The sequence below is a fragment of the Streptomyces fuscichromogenes genome, from assembly GCF_014645815.1.
Taxonomy (GTDB): domain Bacteria; phylum Actinomycetota; class Actinomycetes; order Streptomycetales; family Streptomycetaceae; genus Streptomyces; species Streptomyces fuscichromogenes.
The window spans coordinates 1-11,331 of record NZ_BMML01000061.1; the positions used below are offsets into that span (position 1 = coordinate 1).

General features: G+C 72.1%; 15 protein-coding genes and 1 pseudogene. 9 read left to right on the top strand and 7 right to left on the bottom strand.

The genetic code is table 11. From position 1 onward, the window contains the following. The 8 genes and pseudogenes from IEZ11_RS49515 to IEZ11_RS49550 form a co-directional block, all read left to right on the top strand. Positions 1–227: pseudogene (locus tag IEZ11_RS49515) on the top strand (DnaB-like helicase N-terminal domain-containing protein); the annotation flags it as partial. Beyond that, a complete protein-coding gene (locus IEZ11_RS49520) occupies positions 224–985 on the top strand; it encodes a hypothetical protein (protein ID WP_189269697.1) in 762 nt (253 codons plus the stop codon). The pseudogene IEZ11_RS49515 and the gene IEZ11_RS49520, both read left to right, overlap by 4 nt. Then, complete coding sequence (locus tag IEZ11_RS49525) at positions 982–1,377, top strand: hypothetical protein (protein WP_189269698.1); 396 nt, start codon at positions 982–984, stop codon at positions 1,375–1,377. Before IEZ11_RS49520 ends, IEZ11_RS49525 begins: the two co-directional genes overlap by 4 nt. A gap of 31 nt (positions 1,378–1,408) precedes the next feature. Next, positions 1,409–1,789, top strand: a complete 381-nt coding sequence (locus tag IEZ11_RS49530; protein ID WP_189269699.1) for a hypothetical protein — start codon at positions 1,409–1,411, stop codon at positions 1,787–1,789. Continuing rightward, entirely contained in the window at positions 1,786–2,301 is a 516-nt protein-coding gene (locus IEZ11_RS49535) for a hypothetical protein (protein WP_189269700.1), read from the top strand. The genes IEZ11_RS49530 and IEZ11_RS49535 overlap by 4 nt, the downstream gene beginning before the upstream one ends. Positions 2,302–2,374: 73 nt before the next feature. Continuing rightward, on the top strand, positions 2,375–3,913 hold the full coding sequence (locus IEZ11_RS49540; RefSeq protein WP_189269701.1) for a hypothetical protein: 1,539 nt from the start codon (positions 2,375–2,377) through the stop codon (positions 3,911–3,913). A 25-nt stretch (positions 3,914–3,938) separates the two neighbouring features. Further along, entirely contained in the window at positions 3,939–4,232 is a 294-nt protein-coding gene (locus IEZ11_RS49545) for a hypothetical protein (RefSeq protein ID WP_189269702.1), read from the top strand. 130 nt (positions 4,233–4,362) lie between these two features. Next, a complete protein-coding gene (locus tag IEZ11_RS49550; RefSeq protein ID WP_189269703.1) occupies positions 4,363–4,566 on the top strand; it encodes a hypothetical protein in 204 nt (67 codons plus the stop codon). Positions 4,567–4,605: 39 nt separating this feature from the next. On the opposite strand, the gene IEZ11_RS49555 is transcribed toward IEZ11_RS49550, so the two are convergent. From IEZ11_RS49555 to IEZ11_RS49580, 6 genes are all read right to left on the bottom strand, one after another. Continuing rightward, complete coding sequence (locus IEZ11_RS49555; protein WP_189269704.1) at positions 4,606–4,887, bottom strand: hypothetical protein; 282 nt, start codon at positions 4,885–4,887, stop codon at positions 4,606–4,608. Next, positions 4,888–5,355: a hypothetical protein gene (locus IEZ11_RS49560; protein ID WP_189269705.1), complete on the bottom strand. Its 468-nt coding sequence runs from the start codon at positions 5,353–5,355 to the stop codon at positions 4,888–4,890. Then, positions 5,352–6,968: a 3'-5' exonuclease gene (locus IEZ11_RS49565; protein WP_189269706.1), complete on the bottom strand. Its 1,617-nt coding sequence runs from the start codon at positions 6,966–6,968 to the stop codon at positions 5,352–5,354. Before IEZ11_RS49565 ends, IEZ11_RS49560 begins: the two co-directional genes overlap by 4 nt. Before the next feature lie 154 nt (positions 6,969–7,122). Further along, positions 7,123–7,776: a hypothetical protein gene (locus tag IEZ11_RS49570; protein ID WP_189269707.1), complete on the bottom strand. Its 654-nt coding sequence runs from the start codon at positions 7,774–7,776 to the stop codon at positions 7,123–7,125. A 126-nt stretch (positions 7,777–7,902) separates the two neighbouring features. Beyond that, the gene (locus IEZ11_RS49575) at positions 7,903–8,802 is read right to left on the bottom strand and encodes a hypothetical protein (protein WP_229713982.1); all 900 of its coding nucleotides are present in this window, start codon (positions 8,800–8,802) and stop codon (positions 7,903–7,905) included. A 115-nt stretch (positions 8,803–8,917) separates the two neighbouring features. Further along, a complete protein-coding gene (locus tag IEZ11_RS49580; protein WP_189269709.1) occupies positions 8,918–9,172 on the bottom strand; it encodes a hypothetical protein in 255 nt (84 codons plus the stop codon). Positions 9,173–9,317: 145 nt separating this feature from the next. On the opposite strand from IEZ11_RS49580, the gene IEZ11_RS49585 reads away from it, so the two are divergent. Next, positions 9,318–10,412: a site-specific integrase gene (locus tag IEZ11_RS49585; protein WP_189269710.1), complete on the top strand. Its 1,095-nt coding sequence runs from the start codon at positions 9,318–9,320 to the stop codon at positions 10,410–10,412. Positions 10,413–10,519: 107 nt separating this feature from the next. On the opposite strand, the gene IEZ11_RS49590 is transcribed toward IEZ11_RS49585, so the two are convergent. Further along, positions 10,520–11,026 carry a hypothetical protein gene (locus IEZ11_RS49590; protein WP_189269711.1) on the bottom strand — a complete coding sequence of 169 codons (507 nt, stop codon included), beginning with the start codon at positions 11,024–11,026 and terminating at the stop codon, positions 10,520–10,522. Between the last annotated feature and the right edge of the window lie 305 nt (positions 11,027–11,331).

Genomic DNA, 11,331 nt, shown 5'->3' on the forward strand with positions numbered 1-11,331 from the left:
CGGCCGGACACGACATCCGCAACTACGCCCGGCACCCGTCCCTCGCCCCCGGCGCCCTGGTCGACCACGCGGGCCAGGCCCTTCAGCCGTGCCTCGCCGACCACGAGCGCATCCAGCACGCCGAGCGCGAACCCGAACTCGCCGGCGACAAGGAGCCCGCCCCAGCGGCTCCCGCCGAATCGCACCACCACCCCGCCCCCCAGCACGAGATGGAGATGGACCTGTGAACGAGCCCGTGCCCTTCGACGCGACCGAGTACCTGCTCAGCCGCGAGCACCAGATCACCGCCCCCTACGTTCAGGGCGTCGAGCCGCTGCCCCCGGTGAAGTCCGCGGCCCGCGTGCTGTGGGAGCACTTCGGCCGGGTCGCCCCCGGTCTGGCCACCACCGCGGCGACCGCGCTGGCGTGGGCGTGGCACAACCAGCTCCCGGACGGATCCACCCAGCCGCTGTGGATCGGCGGACTGCTCGCCGTCCTCGCGGGCGCCGCCGGGACCGTGTCCGCCGCCAAGGAGCACGGCGACAGCGACATCACCCGGTTCGCGTTCGCGGCCGGCGGGACGCTCGCCCTGCTCGGCATCACCGCCTGGACGCCGGACTCCGCACTGCGCGCCCTGATGTGGCTGCTGGGCACCGCCGCCGTCTACGCGGTGTGCGCCCCGTTGTGGCGCGGCGACCGCCGCCTGGAGCGCGAGCACCGCCACGAGCGGGCCATGGCGGAGACCGACGGCCGCACCAAGGTGGCCGTCGCCCTGATCGAGGGCCAGACCCGTGTCGCCGAGAAGCAGTGGGAGCACCGCACCGAGGTGGCCCGGGTCGAGGCGATCAGCCGGACCGTGGAGGCCCTGGTCGCCGCGAGCGAGGCACGCGAGACCCGGGCCGTGGCGCCGGGCGACGAGCTGAACGTCGCCGCGCTGCTCAAGGCCGCCGGGCACGAGGCGCCCGTCGAGCTGACCGCCGCCGAGCGCGAAGAGCAGCAGCGGTGAAGCCGACCGCAGCCGTCGGGAAGCTGATCCGGCAGTGGCGCGGCCACGTCGTCGAGGTCTCCCCGAAGGGACTGGCCATCGACGGCCGCACGGTCGACCCCGAGCCGCTCACCGAACGCGACGCCGTACGGCCCGCCGACGATCCGCGCACGCACCCCTCGCTGCAGTTCCTCGACGGCGGCTCCCTGGTCTACCGGGGCCGCGTCCAGGCCGAGATCCACCCGGGCGAGGTGACCGTGCACGGCCCCAAGGGCGCCGAGTGGCCGCCCGAACCCGCACACCAGCCCGAGGCCCCGCAGAAGCCCGAACGGCATCTGCGCCTCGTACGCGACGAGCCCGGCACCGGGCCCGCGCCGCCGCAGGTCGACGACGACCTCGACATCGAGCTGTAGCCCGCATCCACCGACAAGGAAGGTCACGACCATGAGCGACACCGCAGAGCAGAGCGGCGAGGAGACCGCCCGCCAGGAGGAGATCGCCGGGTTACTCCCGGTCCTGTCCTCACTCGACAAGACGGCCGCCGAGTTGGAGCAGCAGGCTGCCGCGGGCAAGGAGGTCACCGCCGGGCAGATCGCCGCGTACGAGACGCAGGCCGCGCACGCCAGGCACCTGGTGAGCACCTCCGGAGCCAGCACCAGTGAGATCACGGCCGCCGAGCAGGAGCACCGCGGCGACGGCGAGCGCGGATTCACCGCGCGGGGGCTCGACCACGCCACCCACACCCGGCACTTCGAGCCCACCCCGGCCGACGCCGGCAGCGACAAGGACCGCGAGCGGGACGACGAGATGGAGATCAGCCTGTGAACGAGGAGCAGCACCAGCAGCCGGAACCCCACGACCCGTGGGCGCCGGTCACCGTGTCCGCCGACGCGGTCGCCGAGCACCAGCAGCTGCATGAGGCGTACGAGCAGACGCTGACCGCCGCCGGGTACGGCACCGACCAGCGCGCGCGGTACATCGCCGAGTCGGGCGAAGACCCGGAGTACGCGGCGTGCGTGTGGGACGAGGAGATCGTGCCCGCCGCCCAGGCCGCCGGCGTCCTCCCCGAGAACCCCGCCCCCTTCGACCCGGCCGAGCGCGCCACCCTCGACGCACGGGACGCCGCGATCAGCCAGTTCTGGGAGGCGCACCCCGAGTACGACGTGTTCAGCAACTCGGCAGAGAACCAGGAGCTGTTCCGGCAGGCCATGGCCCACGGAGACGACAAGGCGCGCGAGGTCCTGGGGGACCAGGTCGCCGAGCACCTTCTCAGCAGCCCGTCGGCCCCCGCCGAGGGAGCCGAGCACGCGGTCGACGACATCGACATCGACATCTGACACCACCGCACGACCAGACAGCCCCGGCGGAAACCCCGCCGGGGCTGTCGCTGTTGGTGAGTACGGTGCAGACATGCAGAACAACGGGGTGGAGCGAGGACACGTACTTCTGATCGCGGGCGACCGGGCGGTTCACCGGCGCACCATCCAGGTTCACCCGAGCGCGAACCTCGCCGCGCTGTCCGTGGTGCCCGTGCCCGTGCTGCTGAACAGCACGCTGCCCGCCGACCTGGTCCACCTCGACGGGGTCCGCGACCAGAACACCCTGCTGCTGCGACTGAGGACCGCCGCCGCGACGCCCGGCCCCCTGCTGGTCTACCTCTCCGGCAGGCTGACCGTGGACCGCAAGGGCCACCGCCTCCACCTCGCCTCGACCGGCACCAACGCCTCGAACACCCGCTACACCGCGCTGCCCTGGGAATGGGTGGACACCGAGCTGCGCCAGCGCCCCGCCGGGTGGACAACGCTGCTGCTCGACCTGGTCGCCGACAAGGGAGCATGGGCCGAGCTGCAGGAGCTGGGCACGCTCCCCGCGGTGAACGCCGACACGTACGGCGTGGTCAGCCCGCCCGGGTTCCCCGGCACCGACGGAACCAGCCCCTACACCCGTCAGATAGTCGAGCAGCTGCGCCGCCACCCCGACCGACCCACCGCCCCGCGGCTGCACGCGCTGACCGTTGCCGCCGCCGGCATCCCGCCCGGCGCCCTGGTCCTGCCCGCCTCCCCGCAGATCGAGGCGTACGACGACGAGGAGGAGCAGCCCGCTCCCCGGCCGCCGATGTCCAACCTGCAGCGCCTGCTCGCCGGAGACACCAGCGTCCTGCCCGCGCGCCGCCGACGGCCCGAGCCGCAGGAAGTAGCGCCGGGACTCGACGCCGTCCCGTCCGCGCCCGCCCCCGCCGAGACGTACGCGTACCCGTCACCGGCTCCAGTCCAGGTTCCTCGCCTGCCGGCACCGGCCGAGCGCCCTGCTCCGGTACCGGTCCGGCAGCAGCCGCATGTGCCGCCTCAGTCCGCGGCACAGCCCCACGTCCGACCGGCCCAGCCCAGTCCCGAGCAGCGCCAGGAACCCGTACGGGCCCCGCACCCGAGCCCGGCTCCCGCCGCCCCTCAGACGGCCGTTCGGCAGCCCCCGGCCCCGCAGCCCGCGCCCGTCCACCAGCCGGTCCAGGCCCCGCAGCAGCAGGACCCCCGGCCGTACATCTGGCAGACCGCGCAGGCCGGACGGCACAACGAGGCCGCCGAGTTGGCCTCAGCCTGGGAGCAGCACGCGCTGCAGCAGTTCGGTCCCGACTCGCCCCAGGCCACCCAGTGGGCGGAGATCCGAGCGGACCTCGCCCGGATCGCGAGCCGGTGGACGTTCGCCACCCAGCTGTGGATCGCTGCGACGCACACGCGACTGGCGCACCAGGCACCGGATTCCACCGAGGTGCTCAACGGCGCGAAGTCCGCGCACTACTGCTGGACGCAGATCAAGGACCCCGCCGAAGCCCGCGAGTGCGGGCCCGAGCTGGTCAACCTGCTGCGGCAGTTGCCCGCGCTCGATCGGCGGCACCTCACCAGTGCGCAGCAGCGGATGGAGTACCTGCAGAACGCGCCCAGCCCACGCTGACCGCACAACCAGGGAAGGAGGGGCCATGGACGAGGAGCAGCTGCACGACGAGCCGCTGTGGGTCGGCGCGTGGGAGGAGATGACCGTCCCCGTGCCGCTGGCCGCGTCCCTGCTCTGCCTCAGCCCACACACCGTCGGGCAGCTCATCGAGGGCGGGCACCTGGTCGCCGAGCAGCGCGGGAACTTCCGCTTCGTCAACCTGGTCAGCCTGCTCGCCTACCGGCGGCGCCATTGGACGCCGGAGCAGGCCGCGCGGTATAACGCCACGCTCGACGACGCCGCCGCCCTGGACCAGGCCGCCGACCTGCTCACCGGCTGACCGGCCCTGACCTGCGCGGTCACCGGCCCTCTTATAAAAACGGCCCCGGATCTGAGGCCCAGCGTCCGACCAGGTCCCCGAGTTGCAAGAGGTGTCACGCCGGTCGGGGGGCACCGTACGATCAGCCGCTATGAGCACCCCGCGCCGACCGCTGGGCCACGGTCCGCAGCCCCAGCCTGCCGCCGCTCCGCAGCCCGGCAGCGGCTCCGCCCGCCGGGTCCGCGCCGCCGAGGCCGACGTCGACAGCGCCCCGCTGTACCGGCCGGGCGGGCTGGAGCACATCGCCCAGCTGCGCGAGCGCGGCGTGCTCGGCACTGCCCAGCCGCCCGCATGACCTGGGCAAGTTCCTGATTTCCGACCGGAGATGAGGCGCTCAGCGCGGAAGCCGGCGCCCCCGCCCGGCAGGCAGCGCCGGACGCTGTACCGGCTGCTGCTGCGGCTGGTCGTCCCGCTCGACCGTGACCTCGACCCCGTCCGTGGCGACGTCGGCCAGGACCTCGATGTAGATGCGGCAGCCCGGACCGCGCCGGTTCGGCACCGGGCTGGAGACATCCCCGACCCGGGTCTCCGGCCAGGCCCGGAGCGCCCGCACAACCGCGTCAGCCGTGCGCTGCACGTCGGCCGAGTCCGAGCCCATGAGGCGAATCTGCGGCATCTAGAACACCCTCCTACGAGGCTGGGGAATCCACGGCGAGCCGAGTCGGCCCGCCCGTTCGAGGTCCTCTTGAGCAGTCGCCCGCTGCGGGCGGGGGTGGAACGGGTCGCCGCCGATGTACGCCAGGTCGCCCTGCGCCAGGCTCAGTTCCGTCTCCGCCTGGTCGTGGAACAGCACGGCGTACGGGAAGGGAGACACGTACCGGCGGACGCGGAAGATGTGCCCGCACGTGCCGCGCGGCACCCGGTAGGGGATGTGGCAGTCCTCGCCCTCATCCTCCAGGCCCTCATCAATGAGCGTGCCCGCGTGGCCCACCCGGAGCCGGACATGGTCCCCCTCCTTCCAGCGCAGACCGCCCACGTGCAGGTCGCGCAGCGCGCCCAGCCGGGCAACCAGGTCCGTCTCGGTTGCCCGCCACGGCCGGCCGAGGATCTGCTCCGCCTCACTCGGCCACATCCACTCCGTCACGCGCTCACCTGCTCGGCGACCTTGGGACGCGCCCACGAGGGGGCCGTGGCCAACTCCCGCAGCACGTCCAGCGCGCACTGCACGTCGCCCAGGGCCCGGTGACCACCGCCCAGCGGCAGCCACTCGCGCACGCCCTCCCAGGTCGAGCGCGCCTCCATCACGCAGTCCCAGTTCGCGCTCCTGCCCAGGTGTCCCGAGGGAAGCTCCAGCCGTCGGCAGTCGCCGTTGACGACCGTGCGGTCGTACTCCTCGCTGTACGCGAGGACCGTCCGGCCGGCCGTGACCCTCAGCAGGTCCGGCAGCACCTGGTCGAAGGTGGGCGCGTCCGCGACCATCTCGTCACTGATGCCGTGCACCGCGAACGCGCCGTCGGTCACGGGCACCTCCGGGTTCACCAGCGTGTTCAGCAGCGTCTCGCCGGTCGCGCAGTCCACCGCGGCGACTTCCATGACGCTGCCCCACAGCGCGTGCGTCTCCGTGTCGATCAAAACGGCGGCACAGGGCTGCAGCATCTGCCGCGCCCAGTGCACGACGCGGCCCACCTCGCCGAGCAGCTGCACCGTGTCGGCATACGGCGCCAGCCCGGCATCGGCAGCGACCAGCGCCTGGACGTCCTCGACCGTCGGCGTGCCGTCCTCGCGCGGCTCCCAGTCGACGATCCAGCGGTTGGCCAGGTTGGCGTACCGGCACCAGGCGACCAGGCCGTGGTCGGCGCGGAGCTGCTCGACGAACGCGCGCACCGCCTCCGCCCGCTTCGGCGCCTGTGAGACGAACTTCCGCAGGGGGGAGACCTGCCGGGGCTTGAGCGTGCGGACCGTGTCCCAGTCGACGTCCTCGATCCGCAGCACCGCGTCCAGGTCCGCCGCCCGGTACAGCGGGACCACCACGGTCTTGTTGTAGCCGCGGTACTGCCCGGACCACACCGTGCGCCTGATCTGCGAGACGGCCGTCAGCCACCCGGCCTCGACGCAGTAGTCGAACTCCCTGCGCCTCACGCCCATGTACTCCGCCGCCTCATCCGGGCCGAGCATCCGCGCGCCGGCGACGTCCGGTTCCTCGACCCCGGCCAGGCGCTCGATGCCCTCCAGCGCCCACCGGCCGAACTGTCCCGGCTTCATGCCCGCCTCCCGGGCCCGGTTCTCGAACTCCGTCTCCGTCCACCCGCAGCGACCGGCCGCCGCCTCCCGGGTGGCGCTCGACGCGTACCAGGCCACCCGCTGCTCGACGATCTCGCGCAGTGCTTCGGCGACCTCCGCTGACGGCTCAGCGGCAACCCGGGGGTCGTACAGGGTGTGGTCCTTCCACTCCCCCGTCTCGTCGATCAGGCCGCGCGCCGCCAGCGTCTCGACGTCGCACGACCACAGCTCCACCCCGGTGGCTTCCTGCAGGAGTTCGGCCGTGCGCGTCGCCCCGAACCCCTGCCGATCGCCGAGCACCTCGCGGATCTCCCCAGAGCGCGCGGCGACATCGTCCGCCTGCTCATCCGACCACCGGCCCGACTCCAGCGCAGGCCGGGGCACCAAGCCCTTTACCAGGCCCCGGTCCACCTGCCAGCGGCACAGCCCCGCGTGGTCGGCCAGCTGCACCGGCCCGAACCCCTTCTGCTTCCCCACAGCCTGTTCCTCCAGAGTCGAATCCCGTACCGCATGGAATACCGCAGCACTGGAAAGCGTAAACCACAATTGCGGGTTTCTGAATTCGAATTGAGAAACCCGAAAGTGCCGTTAAATACGTGCGCGCGGAGCCGGATTTGAGTAAACGACGTCGTTACATATTTCCCGCCGCGCCAGCGCCCGCGACCTGGTCGTCTTCGGGGTCCGGCCAGTGGTCCTCGACCGCTTCTCGGGCAATCCGGCTGGACGGGTACAGCTTCGCCGCCAGGCGGTCGCGCTCGACCCGGGCCTCTTCGCTCAGGTCCGCCTGGGGCCCGATCAGGTTCTTCTCCTCCAGCTCTTTCAGCACCGGTTCCGAGACGCGCCAGGCCGCCGTGCGCAACTGCAGCACCACCGTGTCGTCAAGCGTGAACGCCCGCTCTGCCGTGCCGTGTTCGCACCCGGACAGGCAGGCCGGCCACCGCCCCGACAGCGACAGCCGGGTGCGCTCCCCCGCCGTCAGCGGCAGCCACGGCCCCGCCAGGTCCTCCAGCTGCAGCCGCTCCTTGAGCGCCCGTTCCATCAGCACGTCCAGGGCGGGCCAGCGCACCGGCCGCACCTCTGCCGCCTCCATGCGCGCCTGCCGGCGCAGGCGTGCGACGGCCCGCTCCCACTGCGGGGTGTCCACCGGTTCGGCCAGGTCCGCCGCCCGTTCTTCCACCAGGCTTTTGAAGAACCGAGTCTCGGCTTCCCGATGGCGCTTTATCAGCAGCCTGAGACGGCCCGCCTGCTGTACCGAGAGCTGCAATGTGATTCGTTTGCGTGGCATGAATCCAGTAAACGACGTCGTTTAGAGCAACCGCAAGCGCCTCGCTGCCGCCGATAACAAGCCCTTCGGGGCGCCACGGCCGCCGCACGGCAAAAGACCAGGTCAGGCAGCAACAAGGAGAAGGGACTACGCGGCGGTGCGCTGGCGTTCGGCGTCAACGGCACGCCGCAGCTGCTCCAGCTTGAGCGGCAGCAGCTGGCGCAGTCCCTCGTACCGCAGCCGGCCGACCCGGTACGAGGTGATCAGCCCGTTCTCCTCCAGCGGCATCCCGGGAGGCCGGATCACCGTGTTGCCCTGGTCGTCGAGGACACCGTCGTGGTTCATCCAGAGCGACACCCACAGCTTCGAGGTGCCGTGGGCCCGCCGGACGAAGTCCTTGCGCACGTCCAGCCAGCGCTCCAGCGCGGCCCGGGTCAGCACGGAGGTCTCGACCCACTCCCCCTCGATGGCGCCACCGCCCTGCGGGCGACGCTCGACGTACACCGCGGTGTTCTCCTCCCCCAGGTCGGTGGTGCGCAGCTCGACCAGCTCCCCGCTGCGCGCCGCGGTGTCCAGCTCGACGGCGAGCAGCGCCGTCAGCCGGGTCTGCGCCGGGGACATCGCTCCGGCCAGGTACTGGTCGAGCTGGCGGGACAGCGCGGACAGGGTGGCCGCCTCCGGGGCGGGCTGCAGGGGGATCTCGCCGCCGCCCAGGCGCAGCGCGGGCAGGCCCAGCGCCTCGCGCAGCAGGTCGATGCACTTGCGGCGGATCTCGTTGGTCGCCTCCGACGTGGGCGGGAGGCCCCCGTCGACCCGGCGGTGCCGCAGCGTCCCGGACTCTGCCAGCCGTACGTACGGGTCGAGCGCCTCTTCCTCCAGGAGCCGCCGCAGACTGCGCCGGGCACCGACCGGCAGCGCGCCCCGGTCCAGCGCCCGCTCCAGCTCCCCGCGCACCATGGCCAGCTGACGCCGCCGCGCCGCGCCTGCGCCCAGGCCGTCGACGAGCTGGTCGAGCGCGCGGACCGAGAGGAACTTCGACGTCTGCACGCGGCGATTGTCGCGCACGGCCGCCGACCGGACCGGGGAGACGGCCGAGTTTCTGGACTTTCTGGACCCCCCTTTATGCGCGCACGCGTACGCGCGGGAAGGGCTCACGCCTACCTCAGTCCGTCGGGCCGCCGGGCGGGAAGTCGGGCACGGTGACCCGCTGCACTTCCAGGTCCACGGCCCCGGCCGCCACCCGCTCCCAATTGCGCTGCAGCGCCGCGACCCGGGCGAGGGTGTCCGCCGGCATCGGAGAGCTGAGGTCGCGCAGCTCTGCCGCGAGCGTCTCGGCATCGGCCAGCTGCTCCAGCACGAAGGCGCGCAGCTCTTCCTTCGTCCGGAAGGACGGAGCGGTACCCGGTTCTTCGGTCACACCGGGACCAACGCCGGACCGCGCGGGCGGACACGGCTCGCCGGGGGGCCGCCGCGCCGTCCGCCTTCTGTCCCGGATAACCTGACATATGCGGGACACAGACGCTACAAACGACGCTACGAACAAAGGTGCGTGACGGGCCATCATGGAGCAGACCGAGACGAGTACGGACGTTCGCCACGTCGTGACCCCCTCGCTGGTGCTGCCGGCGTCGGCCGGTCCGGCGGGCACCACCGCGGCGACGAACGCCGCGGCGTTCACCCCGGACGTGCTCGCCAAGCTCCAGGAGCTGGAGGAGCGATCCGCCCAGCACGAGAAGAACCTCCGGCCGGACAACACCACCGACGCCTACGCCGCCGACTGGAGGCAGTGGGAAGAGTTCTGCGCGCTGCTCGAACTGCCTGTCACCGCCATCACGCCCGGCTCGCTGACCGCGTTCGTCGAGTGGCTGTGGTGGCAGCCCGGTTGGAGGAAAGGCACCTACACCGCCCCCTCGACCATCGACCGCCGCCTGTCCGGCGTGGTCGTCACCGGCCGCACCGACCACCGCCTGGTCCTCGACAAGACCGTGGCCGCCCGCGCCCGCCGCGTGCTCAAGGCCAAGGTGAAGGAGCTGGAGAAGAGCAAGGAGACCCGGGGCCGGGGGCCGGCGCCCGCCCTGCTCGCCGAGCACCTGCGCGCCACCGTGGTCGCCGCCCCGGACACCCGGCTGGGCATCCGCGACCGGTCCATCGGGCTGACCTGCTTCGCCATCGCCGGACGCGAGCACGAGGTCGCCTTCCTGCGGGTGCGCGACTTCGTCGAGACCGAGCACGGCATGGAGGTCGACGTCCGGGTGTCGAAGATCAAGCCCAGGAAGGTGAAGGTGCCGTTCGGCTCCCGGCCGAGCAGCTGCCCGGTGCGCGCGTGGCGGGCCTGGAAGGCGGAGGCCAACCTGACCGACCCGGACGACTTCGCGTACAAGCCGCTGCACAACCGCTGGCTCACCGTCATGGACGGCGGACTCGACCCGGAGACCATCGGCGACGTCATCACCCGGCTGGGCAGGTGGGCCGAGCTGTCCTTCAGGCCCACCGGGCACTCCCCGCGCCGCGGACTGGCCACCAGCTCCAAGCGCGCCGGCAACGACCGCAAGGTCATCGCCAAGCAGGGCGGATGGGTCGAGAACTCCGCAGCCATGGAGGGGTATTTCGAGGAGGGCGACGGCTGGGAGGAGAACGCCCTGGTGAAGGTGCTGTAGGGCGCCCTGCGATTCTCAGGCGCCCCTGACCTGCGCGACCCCGGAGGCCTTCCGGGACGTCGAGGTCAGGGGCGCCTTCGGTTTGAAGGTGTCGTCCGCTTGGGCGGTCAGCCCTCGCGTTCGTAGCGGACGATGGCGTCGGCCACGTCCTGCTCCAGGTAGTTGACCCACTCCGGGCCGAAGAACGCCATCGGGTGCTGCTCGGAGTAGTGGAACGGCCCGACCGGGTCGGCGGGCATCGTCGTCAGGTACTGGCCCTTGTCGGTCCTGGGCTGGCTCAGGGTCACCGCGGCGAAGTGCACCGTCTTCCTGTCCTGGGTCGCAACGAGCAGCATGACCTGGGGATTGATGACCGACCCGCCTTCCAGGTCCCTGATGCGCCAGCACCACCACGCCCCGGCCGGCTGGTAGGTGGTGCGGTTCTGCGGCCCGCGAACCGGGCGGTAGAAGTGCAAGGTCTCCCGGCAGTACGGCGCGAGCCGGGCGAGCGCTTCGGCCGCCAGCTTCTGCACCCGCTGCTGCGCCTCTGTCTCCCACTTCTCCTTGAGCCGCGCCTGTTCGTCCTGGCGGTCCCGTTCCTGTCTCGCCTTGTCGATCGCGTCGTCCAGCGCCATAGGACGACGGTAGCCAGGGGCACCGACACCCGGCCCCGATCCGGCCAACTCCCCTTCCACAGGGGCGATCCGGACATCCGGTGACGAGTTCCGGCCGAGCACTGTAAAGCTGCTTGCCATGTAAAGCCGTTTTACAGGACCGTCGTTGTGTGAGTACGAGACGAGACGACGTGATGGCCGCACTGCGGGACTGGTCGAAGCCCGGACGCCGGGCCGACCTGGTCGCCGCCGCGTGGCAGGCGGGCGAGACCAACGTCTCCGCTCTCGCCGAGGCCGCGCGGACCTCCCGGCCGACTGTGTACGCG

Excerpts from the sequence above, each read along its gene's own strand:
- IEZ11_RS49530 (WP_189269699.1), top strand. The coding sequence starts at position 1,409 with ATGAGCGACACCGCAGAGCAGAGCGGCGAGGAGACCGCCCGCCAGGAG.
- IEZ11_RS49540 (WP_189269701.1), top strand. The coding sequence starts at position 2,375 with ATGCAGAACAACGGGGTGGAGCGAGGACACGTACTTCTGATCGCGGGC.
- IEZ11_RS49545 (WP_189269702.1), top strand. The coding sequence starts at position 3,939 with ATGGACGAGGAGCAGCTGCACGACGAGCCGCTGTGGGTCGGCGCGTGG.
- IEZ11_RS49550 (WP_189269703.1), top strand. The coding sequence starts at position 4,363 with ATGAGCACCCCGCGCCGACCGCTGGGCCACGGTCCGCAGCCCCAGCCT.
- IEZ11_RS49555 (WP_189269704.1), bottom strand. The coding sequence starts at position 4,887 with ATGCCGCAGATTCGCCTCATGGGCTCGGACTCGGCCGACGTGCAGCGC.
- IEZ11_RS49570 (WP_189269707.1), bottom strand. The coding sequence starts at position 7,776 with ATGCCACGCAAACGAATCACATTGCAGCTCTCGGTACAGCAGGCGGGC.
- IEZ11_RS49585 (WP_189269710.1), top strand. The coding sequence starts at position 9,318 with ATGGAGCAGACCGAGACGAGTACGGACGTTCGCCACGTCGTGACCCCC.
- IEZ11_RS49590 (WP_189269711.1), bottom strand. The coding sequence starts at position 11,026 with ATGGCGCTGGACGACGCGATCGACAAGGCGAGACAGGAACGGGACCGC.